The sequence below is a fragment of the Sulfitobacter sp. PR48 genome (genome assembly GCF_028807335.1).
In the GTDB taxonomy this organism is placed as follows: domain Bacteria; phylum Pseudomonadota; class Alphaproteobacteria; order Rhodobacterales; family Rhodobacteraceae; genus Sulfitobacter.
Genome location: NZ_JARAMM010000017.1, coordinates 56045 through 75585, shown reverse-complemented (window position 1 = coordinate 75585; position 19541 = coordinate 56045). Strand labels below are relative to the sequence as shown.

Genomic DNA, 19541 nt, shown 5'->3' with positions numbered 1-19541 from the left:
AGCACGAATGCGCGCCATTACACCCCCTGCGGCCCATCCTCGAAATCCAGCGTCACGGGAAAATGATCGGAGGCAGTCACAAGGGCGTCGCGCAGCGCGTGATCGCGCCAGCATTCCGGGTCATCCAGCGGATGCCAGATGCGCCAGCTTGCCCCCCGCGCCCGAAACTCCGGCGTGACCATCACGTAATCCAGCAGGGCCTGCAGGAACCGCTTTTCCTGCCTGATCCAGAACCGCGCCGTGGTCGGGGCCACGCCAAGTTTGCGCAGCAGCGCCTGCCGGGCATGCGGATCAAAGAGCGCGCCTGCCGCCCCTTCCTCCCCCATCAGGATTTCGACCGAGGATCTGCCAAAGAGGTTTTCGAAGGAATCCAGCCCCGGTCCGTCGTTGAGATCGCCCAGCAGCATCAGCGGCGTGCCTTCGGCCAGATGCATGTCGATCCGCCGCCGCAGCCAGACCGCCTGCGCCAGTTGCTTGCGCCGGTTGGCCACGCCAAGGCTCAGCACCTGCTGTTCGGTCTTTGCCCCATGCGGCGCTTTCGATTTCAGATGGGCCCCGATCATCTGGAAGGAGAAACCGCCCCGCGTCTCTATCGCCAGTTCCAGCGGCGGCTTGGAAAAGACCACCAGGTCCTCATTCGCATCTATATCCAGGTCGATCCGCAGGGCGGTGTCAAACCGCGGCGCCCCGCCCGCCCCTTCCGGCCCGGCGAATTCGCCCCTGGGATCGTGCCGGGGCGTCAGCATCTCAGAGTCGTAAAGCAGCGCGATTTCCTGTTGGGTGTCGTTGGAGAACCCCATGATCGCATCGGTCGTGCGCAACCCGAACCGGTCGGCAAAATGCTCCAGCGCGGCAATGGTCGAATGCGATTTGCCCTGATCGGGTGCCTCGATGACCATGACCGCATCCGCATCCATCGCGCGGAACACCTGGCCCAGCGCCGCCGTCTGGCTGGCGCGGGTGACGTCATGGCGCGCGGACCAGCCCTCATCGTCGTAAAGCCGGTCTGATGGATCAAAAAGCGCCGAAAACCATTCTACGTTATAGGTCGCGATCCGCATCAGGCGGCGCGGCGCGACAGGGTTTCCCAGGCGCGATTGATGTCGATCAGCCGTTTCTCGGCCATGCGCACCGCCTCTTCAGGCAGGCCCCGTGCGACCAGCGCGTCGGGGTGATTCTCGCGCACCAGCCTGCGCCAGGCCGCCCGGGCCTCTTCCTGCGTGGCATTGGGCGAAATGCCCAGCACCGTATGCGGCAGCGGCGATGTATCGGGCACGAACCGCGCCTTCAGCGCCGCGAAATCGTCCTCCGACAGGCCAAAGATCCGGGCCACCTCGTCCAGGAAGGCATCCTCGTTGGGGTGATAGGTGCCATCCGCCATGGCAATGTGAAACAACCCCTCCATGAGGTCGCGCAGCATGTCCGGCTGGTCGCTGAACATGTCGGCAATGCGCCGGGCATAATCGTCAAATCCCGCCACGTCCTGCCGCGCCAGGTTAAAGACCCTGGCCGCGCCCGCGGTATCCCCTTCGGCAATCTGGAAGACCTCGCGAAAGGCCATGACCTCTTCGCGCGTCACCAGCCCGTCGGCCTTAGCCATCTTGGCCCCCAGCGCGATCACCGCGATGGTAAATGCCACAGAGCGCTCGGGCGGGCTGCGCAGGCGGTCGAATACCGCCGCCAGCCCCTCGCCGGAGGTCAGGGCAGATAATGCTTCGGTGATGCGGGTCCAGATCGACATGGCCCCATCATAGGGCTGCCAAAGGGGGAAGTCAGGATGCGGAAACGGATTTCTGCATCAAAATGAGGTCAAGCCATTGCCCGGCCTTGAAACCCACCTGCGGCATGTGGCCGGTCTGGCGGAACCCCCGCCGCGCGTGAAAGGCGATTGCGCGCGGATTGGCACCGCTGATCGCGGCCACCATCACGCGATGGCCCAGTGCTGAGGCCCCGGCTTCTGCCCTGTCCATCAGCCTGTCGGCAACACCCCTGCCCTGGGCAGAGGCCCGCAGGATCACGCTGTGCTCGACCGTCATCGCATAGCCCGGCCCGGGCCGGAACGGGCCGAAGGTCACCACCCCCGCGAGCCCCTGCGCATCCTCGGCCAGCCAGAAAGCGCCCTGACGCTGCGCGATCCGCGCGGCCATGGCGGCTTCGCTCCATTCCTCCGTGGTGAACGTGGCCAGCGTATCGCGGATCATGCCGTTCCACAGCTCTGCCACCTGTGCCGCATCCGTCTCAACCGCCGCCCGGATGATCACGCCAGTATTCTCGCGCCCGAAGCGGTATCAAAGGCGGCCGTCAATCCGGCAGGACCGGCGGCAAAGACAAGGCGCCCGTCGGTCAGCACGGGCGCCAGCATGTCGGCCAGGGCGGTGGCGTCGGGATGGGTGACGGTCAGCCTTTCCAACCGGCAGCCAGAGGGGGCCAGGCGCGCCGCCGGATGGTTGCCCCCCTCCCATTGCATGAGCGCGGGCGCGCAATTGTCGAAGGGCAGGATGCCGGAGGCCGGAACCGCCATGCGCCAGCGCAGATCGCCCCGCTGCAGGCTGACGGGCGCGCCAAACCCCGCTGGCAGCGCGGCAAGGGTCGCCTCCAGATCCTCGCAACGGCAAATCCAGTTGGTCAGCCTGGGCTGCCCGGCAAAGCGGTCAAGATCGAACCAGCGCGGCCGGTCCGGCACCGGGGCGTCGGGATTGACCGCAATTGCCTCAAGGTAAAGCCCGTCCTCAAGGCCGAGAAGCGTGTTATGCGTATGGAAAACAGCATGTTCACCCCCCGGCTGCGGGGTCTGGCCCAGGCTGCGGGTGACATGGTCTGTCGCCTGTTGCAACAATGCACCGGCAACCGCGATGTGATCCAGTTCCATGCGATGCCCGCCTGCTGAAGCCAATGTTAAATACGTATGATCGTTAATTGAATTTGACGTAAGACGCAGCACAGGTCAAACTGAGGCCGCGAGAATTATCATTTTAGAACGTTCATTATTCAAGCTCGCTGATTAAACCCCATTAGGAGAATCCTAGACATGTTCACTTTCAAACGTATGATTTCGGCGCTGGCACCTGTTGCCCTTGCTGCCGGTATAAGCGCCCCGGCTTTGCCCGCTGCGGCCCAGGAATACTGGATCGGCCAGATCGTCATGGGCGGCTGGAACTTTTGCCCGCGGACCACAACCGAGGCAGATGGCCAACTGCTACCGATCTCTCCGAACGCGGCCCTTTTTTCACTTTTCGGCACTATGTATGGCGGCGACGGGCGCACGACATTCGCCCTGCCTGACCTGCGTGGTCGGGTGCCGATGCACACCGGGAACGGCCCTGGCCTGACCCCACGCTCGCAAGGGCAGAAATTCGGTACGGAAACGGTGACCCTGACCGAGGCACAGATGCCGTCGCACAATCATTTGATGCGTGTCAGCAATCTGACCGGGAACAAGCAACGCCCCGCAAATGACTACATCTCTTTCCCGAATTTTGGCGGTATGACGCCATCCGGAGAACCCCTCAAGATTTTTGCGGATGAGCTTTTGGATAGCACACCCAAGACGCTTGAGACCGACGCGATCACAAACGCGGGCGGGAACCAGGCCCATCCGAACATTCAGCCGGTGCAGGTCATCCGCTATTGTGTCGTGCTTCAGGGCCTCTATCCGTCCCGGAACTGATCTGACCGCAATCCAGGGTTTTATGGGGCCGTCCACATCCGCGGGCGGCCCTTTGCGTTTCAGCCGCGCGCTGCCTGGATGAGCTTCAGGATGTCCTGCGCCGCTGCGGGGATATTGGTGCCGGGTCCAAAGATTGCCTTGACCCCCGCGTCATAAAGGAACTGATAATCCTGCTGCGGGATCACGCCGCCGCAGATCACCAGAATATCCTCCGCCCCGGCCTCCTTCAGCGCCTTGACCAGCTGCGGGGCCAATGTCTTGTGACCGGCGGCCTGGCTGCTGATGCCGATCACATGGACGTCGTTGTCCACGGCATCCTGCGCCGCCTCTGCCGGGGTCTGGAACAAGGGGCCCACATCCACGTCGAAACCGATGTCGGCAAAGGCCGTGGCAATCACCTTGGCCCCCCGGTCGTGGCCGTCCTGGCCCATCTTGACCACCAGCATGCGCGGGCGACGGCCTTCGGCCTGGGCAAAATCCTCGACCGATTTCTGGATGGCGGCAAAGCCTTCGTCGCCCTCATAGGCGGCACCGTAGACACCGGCCAGGGTCTTGACCTCGGCGCGGTGCCGGCCGAATTGTTTTTCCATCGCCATGCTGATTTCCCCCACCGTGGCACGTGCGCGCGCGGCCTCGACCGCGCCCTCCAACAGATTGCCGCCCTCTGCCGCGCGGCGGCTCAATTCATCCAATGCGGCGGTGCAGGCGGCCTCGTCACGGCTCGCCCGGATGCTTTCCAGACGCCTGATCTGACTGTCCCGCACGGCGACATTGTCCACATCCAGAATGTCGATCGGATCTTCCTTGTCGCGGCGGTACTTGTTGACGCCGACGATCACCTCGTCGCCCCGGTCGATATTGGCCTGCCGCCGGGCTGCGGCCTCTTCGATCCTGAGCTTGGGCATGCCGGAGGCGACAGCCTTGGTCATGCCGCCCATTTCCTCGACCTCTTCGATCAGCTTCCAGGCGGCCTCCGCCAGATCGGCGGTCAGTTTTTCGACGTAGTAGGAGCCCGCCAGCGGGTCCACGACATTGGTCACCCCGGTTTCTTCCTGCAGGATCAGCTGCGTGTTGCGCGCAATGCGGGCGGAATGGTCGGTGGGCAGGCCGATGGCCTCGTCCAGCGAGTTGGTGTGCAGCGACTGGGTGCCGCCCAGCACCGCCGACATCGCCTCATAGGCGGTGCGCACCACGTTGTTGTAGGGGTCCTGTTCGGCCAGGCTGACACCGCTGGTCTGGCAATGGGTGCGCAGCATGGAGGATTTGGCATCCCTGGGCGAGAATTCCGCCATGATCCGGCTCCACAACAGCCGCGCCGCGCGCAGCTTGGCGGCCTCCATGAAGAAGTTCATGCCGATGGCAAAGAAGAACGACAGGCGCGGCGCAAAACGGTCCACGTCCATACCGGCGGCGATGGCGGTGCGCACATATTCGCGCCCGTCGGCGAGGGTAAAGGCCAGCTCCTGCACCAGGTTCGCGCCCGCTTCCTGCATGTGGTAGCCGGAAATCGAGATGGAGTTGAATTTCGGCATCTCGTTGGCGGTGTATTCGATGATATCCGCGATGATCCGCATCGAGGGTTCAGGCGGGTAGATATAGGTGTTGCGGACCATGAACTCCTTGAGGATGTCGTTCTGGATGGTCCCGGACAGTGCCGCGCGGTCCACGCCCTGTTCCTCGCCCGCGACAATGAAACTGGCCAGGATCGGGATCACCGCACCGTTCATCGTCATGCTGACGCTGACCTTGTCCAGCGGGATGCCGTCGAACAGGATCTTCATGTCCTCGACGCTGTCGATGGCCACACCGGCCTTGCCCACATCGCCCTCTACCCGGGGGTGGTCGCTGTCATAGCCCCGGTGCGTCGCCAGATCGAAGGCGACAGAGACACCCTGCTGCCCCGCTGCCAGATTGCGCCGGTAGAAGGCGTTGGATTCCTCCGCGGTAGAGAACCCGGCGTATTGGCGGATCGTCCAGGGACGGCCCGCATACATCGTGGCCTTTACCCCGCGCGTGAATGGCGCTTCACCGGGGACAGACCCCAGGTGATCAAGCCCCTTGGTGTCTTCCGCCGTATAAAGCGGCTCAACGTCGATCCCTTCCAGCGTGCGCCATGTCAGGTCTTCCAGGCTGCGCCCACGCAGTTCCTTTTCAGCTAAAGCGCGCCACTTGTCTTTGCTCATGTTCATGTCCTTTTGTCTCTTGTGCCGGCGGCAGGCTTGGGCCCGCTCTTTTCCGGATTTCATCCTCTGTCAGTGTCGCCAGACCATCCGCGCCGGCGGTCAGCCAGTGCAGATCGTCCGAATAATGTTCGCGCAGGACCGCTGCCTGCGCCGTTGTGAAGGGCTGCCAGCGCCCCTGCCCGCGCGGCAGAAGCGTGGGATCACTGCCCTGATCGGCCAGCACGCCGCGCAGATCGTTCAGCGGCAGCGACCGGTTCAGCCAGAGCATCTGCGGCTTGCCGGGCAGGCGCAGATCGACCGCTTCCTGCAGCATCCGTTCCGGGCGGCCCGCGAAATTCTCGAACGGCATGATCCGGATATCCGCCCCCGGCACCGCGCGGGCCAGATCGGTGATCACGTCGCGCCAGCTGCGGGTGCTTTGCGCGATCCGGGCATATTTCGCCGCATCGTGGATCTTGTGCCCCCGCGCCGCCGTCAGAGCCGAGGCGGAGGCCCACCACAGGTCCTGCGCGCGGATCGACAGAACCACCCGCGACACCCGCCCGCCAAAGGCCGCGGCAATCCGCGCCATCCGCTCTCCGACAGCGGGGTAAAGCGTGGCATGGCGAAATCCGTAGGTGCAGGTGCCCAGCATGTTCTCATCGCTGACCAGCAGCTTGGCGATGCCCCGCGCCTCGGCCTTGGCGGTCAGCAGGCGGACCCTGCCATCGGCCCGCTGCGGTGCGCGGGGCGGAATGTTGTGGAACATGCCCGGAAACACCGATTTCCGGGTCCGTACCGGTCCCCAGAAGCCGATGCCGTTCTCTTCAAGCGTGCGGGCGTGTCCGCGCACGAAATGCTGAAAAGTGGTGGTGCCGGTACGGTGCGCGCCGAGGTGCAGGATGACATCCATGATGCTCTGGCCTATCTTTTGCAAAAAGGCCGCCCGGTCCGGCCACATCACGGGTATACACCCGGTCATGACCTCAAAACCCTTGCAGTGTGCTTAATGCGCGCAGTCCCAAGAATGTGCATCGCATTTGCCCGCCCAATCCCTATATACAGGGTCAGGGGAGAACTTATGAAACGCCTGTTGACGCTTGTTTTTGCTGGAATTTTCGCAACTTCAGCCACCGCGCAATCGCCTGCTGCCGATGAGGACAGCCTGTTGTTTGCACCCGCTGACATGGCGGATTTAAGTGAATTTAGATGGAAAAAGCGCCCCGTGTTGGTCTTTGCCGACAGTGCGGACGACCCTGCTTTCATCGAACAGATGGAATTGCTGCGCGCCCAGCCCGAAGAACTGGCGGTGCGCGACGTCATGGTTCTGACCGACACCGACCCGGAGGCGCGCGCGCCTTTGCGGCTGAAAATGCGGCCACGCGGCTTCATGCTGGTGCTGGTGGGCAAGGATGGCGGGATCAAGCTGCGCAAACCCTTTCCCTGGGACGTGCGCGAGATCACCCGCAGCATCGACAAGATGCCGATGCGCCAGCGCGAAATCCGCGAGCACAAGGAATCCGAGGGCCTCATCCTGCGGTGAACCTTGTGGGATGCGCCCCTCTGCCCTATATTGAGGGGGCAAGAGGAAGGGAGCACGTTTATGGAAAAAGACCCAGACATCCCGTTCACACCGATCCCCGTGACTTGGCGGACCGGCCCGCGTCCGGGCTATTGATCACACGATCGGCGGCAGCACTGCCGCCCTCCGAATAGGCCAGTATCAGTTTGAGGGCATATTTGCCGAAAACGAAGGCCTGTTTCCGCATGCCCACATAATCCGAATAGATCGCGATCCGCCGTTCCGCATCCAGCGTGCGGAAGGTATCGCCGCGCATGTCCTCGGCCAGGCCCGAGAGCGATTTGATCAGGCTGTAATAGGCCACGATGGCGTCGATGGTCTGGCGCGGCAGCACGTCGATTTCCGCGATAACGGCGTCATAGACATGGTCATGCTGCTCGCGCGGCAGGAAGGGGATATACCCCTCGTCCTTGCGCATCCGGTCGATCAGCGCGGTCACATATTGCTCTGAACTGTCGGCCTCCCAGAGCGATTCCAGCGTATTGCCGATCTCTGCATAAAGCGCCTTGTGATAGTCGCGCGTCTTTTCGGCCCGCGCGCGGGCCTTGCCGCCCTCGGCAAAGATCGCGGTGGTCAGCCAGCCGGTGGCGATCACCAGACCGGCAATCATCGCCTGCCCCACACGCGGGTCGATCTGCCCCATAAGCGGCAGGACCAGCCAGATCAGCGCCCCCAGGATCAGCACCACCGGCAGGCCGATGGTCAGAAAGAACTGTGCAATGATCCGCCCGGCGACCCGCGCTTCCTTCCACACCGCCAGCAGCAGCGCGCAAAGCGCGACACCGGCAAGCAGGATCAGGGGAAGGGTCGGGGCAGCCAGCATGGGGAGTTATTCGAACTCCATGATCACGTCATCAACGGCGAGGCTGTCGCCTTCGCCCGCATTGACCTTGGACACGGTGCCCTTGCGTTCGGCACGCAGGATGTTCTCCATCTTCATTGCCTCGATGGTACACAGCGCCTGACCTTCCTGCACCTCGTCGCCCACGGCCACGGACAGTTTGACCACCAGACCGGGCATCGGGCACAGCAGCAGCTTCGAGGTATCGGCGGCCACCTTCTCCGGCATCAGGCGGGCCAGTTCGGCCTGGCGCGGGCTGCGCACATGCACCTTCAGGTCGGCCCCGCGCGTGCGGATGCGGAAGCCGCCCGAAATCTTGCCGACCTTCAGCACCAGCGGCGTGTCACCAACCTTCATCTTGGCCAGTTGATCGCCCGGCGTCCAATTGCCGCTGACGCGCAGCTCCTGGCCATCCTCGAAGCGCACCGTCGATCCGGCCTGATCGGCCTGGACCGTGAGGTCAAAGGATTGCCCCTGCACCGCCACGTTCCAGTCGCTGCCCACCTTGCGTTCGTGGTTGTCCATGCGGCCCGACACCCTTGCGCGCCGGATCTCGGCCACCCGGTGCATCGCGGCGGTGGCCGCCGCAATCCGCCGCAGGTCGGCCTCGGGCAGGTCCACCCCCTCGAAGCCATCGGGATATTCCTCGGCGATGAAAGCGGTGGTCATGTCGCCCGACACGAATTTGGGATGGTCCATCACGGCGGAGAGGAACGGCAGGTTATGCCCAATCCCCTCGACCTCGAAACTGTCCAGCGCCACGCGCATCCGCTCGATCGCCTCGGCCCGGGTCGGCGCCCAGGTGCAGAGCTTGGCGATCATCGGGTCATAATACATGCTGATCTCGCCGCCCTCGTAAACGCCGGTGTCATTGCGCACGATATGGTCGCCCTCGACCACCTCCGCCGGGGGGCGGTAGCGGGTCAGCCGCCCGATGGAGGGCAGGAAGCCGCGATAGGGATCCTCGGCGTAAAGCCGGTTCTCGATGGCCCAGCCGTTGATCTTCACCTCGTCCTGCGACATCTCAAGTTTCTGGCCATCCGCCACGCGGATCATCTGTTCCACCAGATCGACCCCGGTGATCAGCTCGGTCACCGGGTGTTCCACCTGCAGGCGGGTGTTCATTTCGAGGAAGTAGAAATTCTTGTCGCCGTCCACGATGAATTCCACCGTGCCGGCGCTGGTATAGCCCACGGCCTGTGCCAGGGCGACGGCCTGTTCGCCCATCGCCTTGCGGGTCGCCTCGTCCAGAAACGGGCTCGGGGCCTCTTCGACCACTTTCTGGTTCCGGCGCTGGATCGAACATTCACGCTCTGCCAGGTAGATGCCATTGCCATGCGCGTCGCAGAGCACCTGGATTTCGATGTGCCGCGGCTGGGTCACGAATTTCTCGATAAAGATACGGTCATCGCCAAAGGAACTGGCCGCCTCGTTCTTGGAAGACTGGAAGCCCTCGCGCGCCTCTTCATCGTTCCAGGCGATGCGCATCCCCTTGCCGCCGCCCCCGGCAGAGGCCTTGAGCATCACCGGATAGCCGATCTCGTTCGAGATCTTCACCGCCTCATCCGCATCCGCAATCAGGCCCATATAGCCCGGCACCGTGCTGACCCCGGCTTCCTGCGCGATCTTCTTTGAGGTGATCTTGTCCCCCATCTTTTCGATGGCCCCCACCGGCGGGCCGACAAAGGCGACACCGGCAGCACTCAGCGCCTCTGCGAACTTGCTGTTCTCGGACAGGAATCCATAGCCGGGATGCACCGCCTCCGCGCCGCTGGACTTCACCGCCGCCATCACCTTGTCGATCACGATATAGGACTGGTTCGCCGGCGCCGGACCGACATGCACCGCCTCATCGGCCATCTGCACATGCAGCGCGTTCGCATCGGCATCGGAATAGACGGCAACGGTGGTGATGCCCATCCGGCGCGCGGTCTTGATGACGCGGCAGGCGATCTCGCCCCGGTTGGCGATCAGGATTTTCTTGAACATGCACTGTCCTTCTTGGTCTTGGTGAAAACGCGGAAACCCCGCTGCAGCGGGTGCTGCGCGGGGTCGGTTAAGCGGGGTTCAGCGCCGCAAGGGCGCTGATGGCGTGTCAGATCAGTAGGATTTGCACTTGCCGGGGTTGAGCTGGCAATAGGCCAGGTTCGCGCCTGCGCCGATGGCAGCGCCCTGCAACAGGCTGCCGCTGGTGATGGCTGCGGCACCGGCACCAACTGCACCGCCTGCAAGCGCCTGCTCGCCGATGTTGTCGCCGCAGGCCGCAAGCGCACCGCAGGCGGCAATGGCCAGCACGACCTTGCGGGCCGATTTTGATGTAATGTGAATTTGCTCGAACACTTGCCCGTTCCTTCTTTTCTTGTTTCCGAAGCGTCAACGCGGCGATTGCCTGCCGGTTCCCGCCGGGCTTCGATTATTTTCGCCCCCTGCCCCCCGTCTGGTAGAAACCCGTCTTTGGAAAAAACGGGCAGCAGGGATGTGACCCGCTGCTGCCCAGAGGGGGAAGGGGTATGGTCTAGATGCGAGGCGGGGCAGCTGGTTTGATCTGCGCCATCCTCAGGCCGGACGTTGGCCCAAGCGCGCGGCGCCGAAAAGCCCATACCGCCTGTTGCCGCAACATCGGCCAAGCCCCGCTGAAATTCGCATACCACTGGCAAATTCACGCCGATCACCCGTCGAAGGCTTCGGGAAAGGACGCACGGGCGATTCTCTCGTCAATGACCAGCATCGCCTCGTAATCCGCCGGATCGAAAGGGTCGGTGGCGGGCAGCACCTCGCGCCCGAAGAGCCAGGAAAGCCGCCCCGCATCCAGATTGCCCCGCTCGAAGGGCTCCGCGCCGAAACACTCCCACAGCGCTTTCATGAAAGCGGCATCGGCGCGCCGGTCAGGCGCCTTGCGGTCCGGCCGCCGTTCCCGGCGGGTCAGCGGTGTGACCCCCTTCGGATTCGGGCGGCGGATGGTGAACTGGAAATCGGTGCCGGGCAAACGGCCCGGAAACCCGCGATGTTTCAACATATATGCGGGCATTACACATCCCTCCCGATGACGAGGGCTGTGTTCAGGGCAGGCGCTAACGCCTGCCCTGAGGAAGGCTTACTTGTATTTGCCTGTGTATGTCGGCTCAACCGAGATGGGCTCGGGATCGACGACAACGTATTCTTCGTCGGTCTGGCCGCTTGTGCAGGCAGAAATTGCGGCGATGAAGCCGAAGGCTGCGATGAGTTTGATGCTCTTGGACATCTAAGTCTCCTGTCATTGTTGATGGGGCGCGGCACTGCTACATGCCTCGCACGCCCCGGTTCAGAGGTAAGGGATACCTGGGTATTCCTTGGCCGCAGATTACGGCAAAGGAATGTCCAATGATACGGGGGCCGCGTCAATCGGCAGGTATGTGACTCCAAAGCATCAGAATGCGGCAAGCGCCCACCCTGAGCCGCTAGATATGGTGGCTGCATCACAAACTCTCCCAAATGCAGAGGTCGTTCTCTATGTGAAATGCCTCGAAAAACTGGGTCACTTCGGGGTCGGCAACGCCGAATTCAGTCTCGCGGTCGGCCAGTGAGATGACGATGACATCGCCGGTCAGATCGTGTTCGCCGATGTAGGGCAGCGCCAGTTCCTGGCACAGGTGCATCATGTCCCGGGCGGCGGTCTGATAGTCGATTTCACCGGTTTCACGGGCAATCGCAGGCGCGATCAGGCGAAAGCGCAGCCATGTCTGCGGCCCGACCGAATCGACCAGCACCTCCTGCAGGCTCACCGGCTGGCCCGAGGGCACGTCGAGCGCCAGCGCAGGCGTGGCGGCCAGCAACAGGGCCAGAGCAGCGGTCCTCATGGTGCCGTCTCCTCCGCCGTGCCGAAATCGGCGGGCGCGATGATTTCGATCAGTTCCATGTCGCAGGAAACAGCGCGGTTAATGGCGAAGGACTGGTTTTTCCACAGTGTCATAGCGCACGGCCTTCAGCCCAATGTACCGCGCGCCCTGCCCATCGACTGCCCAGGGGAGGCGATCCGACGTTAGTTTCCTGGCAGTTTATGGTTGCCGCGGTAACGCAACGGTTATGTTTCGGGCGAACATCGACCAATCGCCTGCCCAAGGGGTGGGCAGACGATGGGCACGGCGGCCGCAAGCGGCCTTGTTCCGTGCCCCGGGCGCAAAAATCAAACCACTCGAAAATTGCGGCTACGACGAGGGCGACGGTAAAGGACTGGTTTTTGAAGGGGGTGGTCATCTTTCACCTGAAATCGAAACGAAATAGTCACTTCCGAGCGAAGCGGGCGCAATTGCGTAGACGTCGAAAACATCAACTGCAGAAATTTCCACGCAGTCCGGCGAAAACCCTGTGTCTGTTTCATCCTTCACCGGATTGCCCCTCACAACGGAATGTTGTCGTGCTTCTTCCAGGGCGTCACGACCTTCTTGTTGCGAAGGCTCGCAAAGGCGCGTGCCACCCGTTTGCGGGTGGAATGCGGCATGATCACCTCGTCGATGAAGCCCCGTTCGGCAGCGACAAAGGGATTGGCAAAGCGGTCTTCGTAATCCTTCGTATGCTGGGCGATCTTTTCGGGATCTTTCAGGTCGGCGCGGTGGATGATCTCGGTGGCGCCTTTCGCCCCCATCACCGCAACCTCGGCCGTGGGCCAGGCATAGTTGAAATCGGACCGCAGGTGTTTCGACGCCATCACGTCATAGGCCCCGCCATAGGCCTTGCGGGTGATCACCGTGACCATCGGCACCGTGGCCTGCCCATAGGCAAACAGCAGCTTGGCCCCGTGTTTGATCACCCCGCCGAATTCCTGTGAGGTGCCGGGCAGGAAACCGGGCACATCCACCAGCGTCAGGATCGGAATTTCGAAGCAGTCGCAGAACCGCACAAAACGCGCGGCCTTGCGCGAGCTGTCGATGTCCAGACACCCCGCCAGCACCATCGGCTGATTGGCGACAACGCCCACCGTGCGCCCCTCGATGCGCATGAATCCGGTGATGATGTTCTTGGCGAAATCTTCCTGAATCTCATAGAAATCGCCCTCGTCCCCCAGCTTGTGGATCAATTCCTTCATGTCATAGGGGGTGTTGGCATTGGCTGGCACCAGCGTGTCAAGCGATGCCTCGATCCGGTTCGGATCGTCAAAGAACGGGCGGACGGGGGGTTTTTCGCGGTTGTTGGCGGGCAGGAAATCCACCAGGCGGCGCACCTCTGCCAGCGCCTCCACATCATTGTCGAATGCCGCATCGGCGACGGAGGATTTGCGCGTATGGGTGACGGCGCCCCCCAGTTCCTCTGCCGTGACCTGTTCGTTGGTCACCGTCTTCACCACGTCGGGACCGGTCACGAACATATAGGAGGTGTCCTTGACCATGAAGATGAAGTCGGTCATCGCCGGGGAATAGACCGCCCCGCCCGCGCAGGGGCCCATGATGACGCTGATCTGCGGGATCACGCCCGAGGCTTCGATGTTGCGCTGGAACACTTCGGCATAACCGGCAAGGCTGGCGACACCTTCCTGGATCCGCGCGCCGCCGGAATCGTTGATGCCGATGACCGGCGCGCCGTTCTGCACCGCCATGTCCATGATCTTGCAGATCTTCTGCGCATGGGTCTCGGACAGCGAGCCGCCGAAGACAGTGAAATCCTGACTGAAGACATAGACCAGCCGACCGTTGATCGTGCCCCAGCCGGTGACCACGCCGTCGCCTGCCGGGCGTTGTTTCTCCATCCCGAAATCGGTGCAGCGGTGCGCGACAAACATGTCGAATTCCTCGAAAGACCCCTCGTCCAGAAGCAGATCAATCCGCTCGCGCGCGGTCAGCTTGCCGCGTCCGTGCTGGGCGTCGATCCGGGCCTGACCGCCACCCAGACGGGCATCGGCGCGGCGCTCTTCGAGCTGTTCGAGAATATCTTTCATGGAAGGTCTCCCAATGCTGGTTTGCGCCATAGTATTCTTGTGGCAGGGGAAGAGGAAAGCATCTTTCTGAATATTTGCAAAGTCTATGCATTACCTTGTTTGCAAATTGCAAATCAGCAAACCAACGATGAGGCATGGACAATTTACCGCACCCGGACTAATTGCATTTGCATGAAAGACGCTCAGCCCGCTACACCCACGATCCGATTTCTGGACCGTAGCACACCACCAAATGTCCTGACCCTGATCGTGCTGTCCGGCCTGTCCGCGCTGGCCATGAATATTTTCCTGCCCAGCCTGCCCCAGATGGCCGAGCATTTCGGCACCACCTATGCGGTGATGCAGCTTTCGGTGCCGCTCTACCTGTTGTTTTCGGCGGTCTTGCAGCTGTTCATCGGCCCGATTTCGGACAACCTGGGCCGCCGGCGGGTGATGATCTGGGGCCTGGTGCTGTTCATGCTGGCCACCCTTGGCTGCATTTTCGCCCCCAACGCCCTGATTTTCCTGCTGTTTCGCATCGCACAGGCGGTGATCGCAACAGCCATGGTCCTGAGCCGGGCGGTGATCCGTGACCTTTACACACAGGATCAGTCGGCGTCGATGATCGGCTATGTGACCATGGGCATGGCGCTGGTCCCGATGATTGCCCCCGCCGTCGGCGGCGCGATCCAGCAGTATTTCGACTGGCATATGACCTTCTGGGTGATGTTCGCCATCGGTGGCGCGGCGCTTGCACTGGTGATTGCCGACATGGGCGAAACCGTGCAGGCCTCCGGCAAGTCCATGCTGGCACAGTTCCGCGAATACCCCGAATTGCTCCGCTCTCCCCGCTTCTGGGGCTATGCGCTGGCGGCCGGCTTCTGTTCGGGTGCCTTCTTTGCCTACCTTGGCGGCGCGCCCTTTGTCGGCTCCACTGTCTTCGGGCTGGACCCGTTCTGGCTGGGGATCTATTTCGGCTCTCCTGCTGTCGGCTATTTCCTGGGCAACTTCCTGACCGGTCTTTTCGCCACCCGCTTCGGGGTGAATGCCATGGTGCTCTGGGGATGTATGGCCAATGCCATCGGCGGCTCCGTCTCGCTTCTGATCTTCCTGTCCGGCAATGGCAGCGCGCTGACCTTTTTCGGGATGATGACCCTGGTCGGCCTTGGCAACGGGCTGTGCATCCCCAATGCCACCGCCGGCATGCTGTCGGTCCGGCCCCATCTGGCCGGCACCGCATCGGGCCTGGGCGGCGCGATCATGATTGGCGGCGGATCGGCGCTTGCGGTGCTGGCGGGTGTCTTGCTGACACCCGAAACCGGCGCCTACCCGCTGCTGCTGCTGATGCTGGGAACGGCCATCGCGGGCCTGTTGGCGATCATGGTCGTCATCCGCCGCGAAAAGGCCCTGGGCATAAAACCACGCTGACCAAAGCGCCCAACTGAAAAGACCGCCACGGATCGCGGAGCGGTTCGGGCCTTGCCATGCCGCGTTCCTCGCGGAAATCGGCACATTTCCCCTTTGATATCCTGACTTGCACGGCACGCCTGCAATAGCGGCCTGCGCGCTGAAATGATCGCGCTCATGGGATTTATTTCAGTAGGTGGGAAAAATTTGATACCATGTTGACCGGCGGCAGATTCGCCCTGATGTTCGGAGGCGCACAAAAAACCATTGCGTGAAATTTCTGTCAGTCCGGCTGTGATCATGGAGGATAGCAGTCGGAGGGCCACGCGATAGAGCTAGGGAGGATGCTCATGAAAATTACGACTCTAAGAGGGTTTATCGCCTCAACCGTGATGGCGACCAGCATTGCGGGCGCGACCACGGCCACCGCCGAAGGGATCATGTGTGAGCCCGGGGAAACTTACATCATGAATGTCATGGTATCGGGCCACCCTTACTGGGTGCCGGTCTATCAGGGCTTCAAACAAGCGGCTGCGGCCTTTGGATGTGACACCGTGTTTTCCGGCACGCCCGATTACGACATCACCAAGCAGATCGCCTCGTTCGAACAGGACCTGATCAAATCGCCTGCCGGTATCCTGCTGCACCCGATGCAGTCCGATCCCTTCATCGAGCCGATCAACCGGGCGATCGCCGATGGCACCGAGGTCGTGACCTTTGCCGCGGATTCGCCGAATTCGAACCGCACGGCCTACATCACCTCGGACAACCTGGCCGAAGCCAAATTCGCCGCCGAAGAGATCGTGGCACAGGTTGGCGACAGTGCCGAATATGCCGTGCTGGAAAATCCGGGGCAGTCCAACCACGACCTGCGCGTCACCGCGCTGATCGACTATATGGAAGCCAATTATCCCAACATGAAGCTGGTCGGGCGTCAGGCCACCAATCAGGACAGCAACGCGGCCTATCGTGCAACGGCCTCGATCATCCAGGCAAATCCGAACATCGCGGCGATCTGGATACCTGAGGCCGGATCGGCGGAAGGCGCTGTTGCGGCGAAACTGGAAGCCAAATCCGACATCCTGATCATGCATGCGGATGTGACACCGACAACGCTGGAACACATCCGTGCCGGCAACATCCATATGGCGCTGAACCCGAACCAGGGTGTGCAGGGTTTCATGGGTTTCATGGCGGTGCATCTGGCCAACCGGGCGGAGCTCTTTGATCCGTTCAACGACTGGAAGACCTCGGGCTTCAACCCGGTGCAAATCCCCTTCATGGACAATGGCTTTGCCGTGATCACGCAGGAGAACGCCGACAGCTTTGATCTGAACGTCTATATGGAAGGGCGCGACCCCTCCTGATCTGCCCGAACCAGGCGCTTACGCGCAGCCCGGCAACAAGGTCAGCCGGGCTGCGCAGTTTCAAACACCTTTCGGTCAACCGAGAACTGCCATGCAAGACGATGTGATCCTCAAAATCTCGAACCTCAGCAAGTCCTTTGGCGCTGTCAAAGCCCTGCGTGGCGTCGATTTTGATCTCCGCAAGGGCGAGATCCACGCGGTGGCGGGTGAAAACGGTGCCGGAAAATCCACCTTGATGAACGTGATTGACGGGATATTGCAACCTGACAGCGGCGAGATCCTTTTGGATGGTGTGCCGGTCACCATCGCGTCCCCGACCGAAGCGCAACGGCTGGGCATCGGTTTTGTCCATCAGGAAATCGCGCTCTGCCCCGATGTCTCCGTGGCTGAAAACATCTTCATGTCGCGGACCAATGTCAGCAGATCCTGGTTGATGAATTATGAAAAGCTGGAGCAGGAAGCCGCCGAAGTGTTCCGTCAGCTCAGCGATATCGACGCATCGGTGCTGCTGCGCGACTTGTCGATCTCGAACCAGCAATTGGTGGAGATCGCCAAGGCCCTGACGCTGGAGTGCCGCATTCTGATCCTTGACGAACCCACAGCCGCCCTGACCGAAAACGAGGCGCAGACGCTGTTCCGGATCATGCGGCAACTGGCGGATCAGGGGATTTCGATCATCTATATCTCGCACCGCATGGTCGAGATTTTCGACAATTGCGACCGCGTGACAGTGTTCCGGGACGGCAAGCATATCGTGACCAACGATGTGGCCGACATCACGCCGGGCGATGTGGTCAATGCCATGGTGGGGCGGGTTGTCGACAAGCTCTACCCGGAAAAACAATCCGCCGGGGAAATGTCGGACGAGATCATTCTGGAGGTGAAGAACCTCAATGAAGCACCCCGGATCCGCGATGTCTCCTTTGCCCTGAAACGCGGAGAAATCCTTGGCATCGCCGGGCTGATCGGGGCCGGACGCAGCGAAATCGCCAGGGGCATCTGCCGCCTCGAAGGGGCGGCGACCGGGGAGGTCCGGCTGCTGGGTGAAACACTCGCATTGCGAAATTATCAGGACAGCATCGCCAACGGCATGGTCTATCTGTCCGAAGACAGAAAGGGCGATGGTGTCTTCCTCGAACTGCCCATCTCCGAAAACATCTCGGCGCTGAACCTCGATCAGGTCGCCAACCGCATTGGCCTGATCAAGGCGTCATCCGAAATCAGGCAGGCCGGCGATCTGGGGCGCAAGCTGAACCTGAAATGCGGCTCCCTCACCGATCCGGTCTCGTCGCTCTCTGGCGGCAACCAGCAAAAGGTGGCGCTGGCAAAGATGCTGTCGGTCAATCCGCGCCTGATCTTTCTGGATGAACCGACCCGCGGCGTCGACGTGGGCGCAAAATCGGAAATTCACCGCATCCTGCGCGATCTGGCGCGCAACGGTGTCGGGATCATCGTGATCTCGTCGGAACTGCCCGAGCTGATCGGCCTGTGTGACCGCGTCATGGTCGTGCGCGAAGGCCGGATCAGCGGCGAGGTCGCGGGCCATGAAATGACAGAAGAAAACATCATGCGCCTGGCTTCGGTCATGGATGCACAGGCGGCAGCGTTTTGACAGGTGAGAATGAAATGGAAAGTGCCGTGACCTTGGCTGAACCGAATATGAACAATCCGCAGGGGGTGCCGTTCTGGCGCAAGCTGTTGAAGATGCGCGAGACCGGGTTGATCGTGATCATCCTTGGCCTCTTTGTCGTCATGTCATTTGCATCGCCCTACTTTTTGAGCTGGGCCAATATGCGGGCCATGTCGATGGCCTTTGCGGTTGATGGCATTCTGGTCATCGGCATGACCATTCTGCTGATCTCCGGCGGTATCGACCTGTCGGTCGGCTCCGTGACCGCCTTTGCCATGGTGATCGCTGGGTGGTTGTTCCTGAACGGCATCAACCCCTGGCTCGCCTCTGGGATCGCCATCGCCCTCTGTGCCGGGATCGGCGCCTTTCAGGGATTTTTCGTCACCAAGGTCGGGCTGCATCATTTCATCGTGTCACTTGCGGTCATGGTGATTGCACGCGGGGCCTGCCTGCTGTTCACCGGCGGGCGTCCCATCGGGCTGTTCACCCTGCCACCGGAGTTCAAGTTCATCGGTCAGGGTTCCATCGGCCCGATCCCCATCGTGATCATCATCTTCCTGGTGTTTGTGATTGCCTTCGATTTCCTGCTGCGGCGCACGACGATGTTCAGGAAGGTCTTTTATACCGGCAGCAACGAAAAGGCGGCAGCCTATTCCGGCATCCGCACCAAGAAGGTCATCTTTCTGACGACAACCCTGTGTTCGACCCTCTGCGGGGTTGCCGGGATCATCTACATGGCGCGGTTCGGGTCGGCGCAACCCACCTTCGGGATCGGCCTTGAACTGACAGTCATCGCGGCGGCGGTGATCGGCGGGGCCAGCCTGAACGGCGGCTCGGGGTCGATCCTGGGGGCCATTCTGGGGGTTATCCTCTTGTCGCTGGTGTCCAGTTCCCTGGCCCTGCTCGATGTGTCGGTCTACTGGCAGGACATCATCCGCGGCTCGATCCTGCTCAGCGCGGTGACGATTGACCATTATCTCAACAAGCGCCGGAGGTAG

Annotated in this window: 19 protein-coding genes; 6 read left to right on the top strand and 13 right to left on the bottom strand. The window is 61.8% G+C overall.

The window, feature by feature from the left end; genetic code table 11:
- Positions 1–17 precede the first annotated feature (17 nt).
- The 4 genes from PVW51_RS19570 to PVW51_RS19555 are packed head-to-tail and all read right to left on the bottom strand — an operon-like array spanning position 18 to position 2869.
- Positions 18–1061, bottom strand: coding sequence for an endonuclease/exonuclease/phosphatase family protein (locus PVW51_RS19570; protein WP_274576961.1), 1044 nt, complete (start codon positions 1059–1061; stop codon positions 18–20).
- Positions 1061–1741 carry a molecular chaperone DjiA gene (locus PVW51_RS19565; protein WP_274576960.1) on the bottom strand — a complete coding sequence of 227 codons (681 nt, stop codon included), beginning with the start codon at positions 1739–1741 and terminating at the stop codon, positions 1061–1063. The genes PVW51_RS19570 and PVW51_RS19565 overlap by 1 nt, the downstream gene beginning before the upstream one ends.
- Positions 1742–1772: 31 nt before the next feature.
- Positions 1773–2261, bottom strand: coding sequence for a GNAT family N-acetyltransferase (locus tag PVW51_RS19560; RefSeq protein WP_274576959.1), 489 nt, complete (start codon positions 2259–2261; stop codon positions 1773–1775).
- The gene (locus tag PVW51_RS19555; protein WP_274576958.1) at positions 2258–2869 is read right to left on the bottom strand and encodes a VOC family protein; all 612 of its coding nucleotides are present in this window, start codon (positions 2867–2869) and stop codon (positions 2258–2260) included. The genes PVW51_RS19560 and PVW51_RS19555 overlap by 4 nt, the downstream gene beginning before the upstream one ends.
- Before the next feature lie 159 nt (positions 2870–3028).
- On the opposite strand from PVW51_RS19555, the gene PVW51_RS19550 reads away from it, so the two are divergent.
- A complete protein-coding gene (locus PVW51_RS19550; RefSeq protein WP_274576956.1) occupies positions 3029–3667 on the top strand; it encodes a phage tail protein in 639 nt (212 codons plus the stop codon).
- Positions 3668–3726: 59 nt separating this feature from the next.
- On the opposite strand, the gene scpA is transcribed toward PVW51_RS19550, so the two are convergent.
- Positions 3727–5856, bottom strand: coding sequence for a methylmalonyl-CoA mutase (gene scpA, locus PVW51_RS19545; protein WP_274576955.1), 2130 nt, complete (start codon positions 5854–5856; stop codon positions 3727–3729).
- Positions 5819–6811, bottom strand: a complete 993-nt coding sequence (locus PVW51_RS19540; RefSeq protein ID WP_274576954.1) for a hypothetical protein — start codon at positions 6809–6811, stop codon at positions 5819–5821. Before PVW51_RS19540 ends, scpA begins: the two co-directional genes overlap by 38 nt.
- A 99-nt stretch (positions 6812–6910) precedes the next feature.
- Here PVW51_RS19540 and PVW51_RS19535 point away from each other — a divergent pair, with 99 nt between their 5' ends.
- Positions 6911–7372, top strand: coding sequence for a DUF4174 domain-containing protein (locus PVW51_RS19535; RefSeq protein WP_274576953.1), 462 nt, complete (start codon positions 6911–6913; stop codon positions 7370–7372).
- Positions 7373–7457: 85 nt separating this feature from the next.
- Here PVW51_RS19535 and PVW51_RS19530 read toward each other — a convergent pair whose 3' ends face one another.
- The 7 genes from PVW51_RS19530 to PVW51_RS19500 form a co-directional block, all read right to left on the bottom strand.
- Positions 7458–8234, bottom strand: a complete 777-nt coding sequence (locus tag PVW51_RS19530; protein WP_274576952.1) for a hypothetical protein — start codon at positions 8232–8234, stop codon at positions 7458–7460.
- Positions 8235–8240: 6 nt separating this feature from the next.
- Complete coding sequence (locus PVW51_RS19525) at positions 8241–10241, bottom strand: acetyl-CoA carboxylase biotin carboxylase subunit (protein ID WP_274576951.1); 2001 nt, start codon at positions 10239–10241, stop codon at positions 8241–8243.
- Positions 10242–10352: 111 nt separating this feature from the next.
- Entirely contained in the window at positions 10353–10592 is a 240-nt protein-coding gene (locus PVW51_RS19520; protein WP_274576950.1) for a hypothetical protein, read from the bottom strand.
- Between the two features lie 328 nt (positions 10593–10920).
- The gene (locus tag PVW51_RS19515) at positions 10921–11268 is read right to left on the bottom strand and encodes a hypothetical protein (protein WP_274576994.1); all 348 of its coding nucleotides are present in this window, start codon (positions 11266–11268) and stop codon (positions 10921–10923) included.
- A 78-nt stretch (positions 11269–11346) separates the two neighbouring features.
- Positions 11347–11493, bottom strand: coding sequence for a hypothetical protein (locus PVW51_RS19510; protein WP_162841705.1), 147 nt, complete (start codon positions 11491–11493; stop codon positions 11347–11349).
- 214 nt (positions 11494–11707) lie between these two features.
- On the bottom strand, positions 11708–12088 hold the full coding sequence (locus PVW51_RS19505) for a DUF6497 family protein (protein ID WP_274576947.1): 381 nt from the start codon (positions 12086–12088) through the stop codon (positions 11708–11710).
- A gap of 539 nt (positions 12089–12627) precedes the next feature.
- Positions 12628–14160, bottom strand: a complete 1533-nt coding sequence (locus tag PVW51_RS19500) for an acyl-CoA carboxylase subunit beta (RefSeq protein ID WP_114275844.1) — start codon at positions 14158–14160, stop codon at positions 12628–12630.
- A 171-nt stretch (positions 14161–14331) separates the two neighbouring features.
- On the opposite strand from PVW51_RS19500, the gene PVW51_RS19495 reads away from it, so the two are divergent.
- The 4 genes from PVW51_RS19495 (at position 14332) to PVW51_RS19480 (ending at position 19541) form a co-directional block, all read left to right on the top strand.
- Positions 14332–15567: a multidrug effflux MFS transporter gene (locus tag PVW51_RS19495; RefSeq protein ID WP_269364763.1), complete on the top strand. Its 1236-nt coding sequence runs from the start codon at positions 14332–14334 to the stop codon at positions 15565–15567.
- A 329-nt stretch (positions 15568–15896) separates the two neighbouring features.
- On the top strand, positions 15897–16913 hold the full coding sequence (locus tag PVW51_RS19490) for a substrate-binding domain-containing protein (protein ID WP_269364759.1): 1017 nt from the start codon (positions 15897–15899) through the stop codon (positions 16911–16913).
- Between the two features lie 91 nt (positions 16914–17004).
- Positions 17005–18525, top strand: a complete 1521-nt coding sequence (locus tag PVW51_RS19485; protein ID WP_274576943.1) for a sugar ABC transporter ATP-binding protein — start codon at positions 17005–17007, stop codon at positions 18523–18525.
- A 26-nt stretch (positions 18526–18551) separates the two neighbouring features.
- Entirely contained in the window at positions 18552–19541 is a 990-nt protein-coding gene (locus PVW51_RS19480; RefSeq protein WP_274576940.1) for an ABC transporter permease, read from the top strand.